The sequence below is a fragment of the Microbacterium sp. ISL-103 genome, from assembly GCF_018613995.1.
GTDB lineage: Bacteria > Actinomycetota > Actinomycetes > Actinomycetales > Microbacteriaceae > Microbacterium.
On record NZ_JAGGPD010000019.1, the window covers coordinates 7,337 to 7,685 of the forward strand.

The window sequence follows — 349 nt, forward strand, 5'->3', positions numbered from 1 at the left end:
CGCCCTGTCACCGCGATCGGTCGTCTGGTGCTCGGTCTCGAGGCGCGCCGCCGCGCGGACTCCGGGGCGATCGCGCTGGTCTCCTGCGACAACCTGCCTGAAAACGGGGAAGTGCTCCGACAGGCGGTCCGCGCCGTGGCAGCCGGGGTGCCAGGTCTCGTCGACTGGATCGATGCCCACGTGTCGTTCGTGTCGAGTTCCGTGGATCGGATCACGCCTCGACTCTCGGACGATGAGGTGGCTGAGCTCGCGGAGCGCTACGGAGATCGCGCACCGGTCGTCACCGAGCCGTTCTCCGACTGGGTCATCGCCGGGGAGTTCCCCGCGGGCCGACCGCAGTGGGAGGCCG

Annotated in this window: 1 pseudogene; it reads left to right on the forward strand. The window is 70.2% G+C overall.

The features are described from left to right. Positions 1-349 (forward strand): annotated as a pseudogene (locus J7E68_RS20370) (mannitol dehydrogenase family protein); the annotation flags it as partial.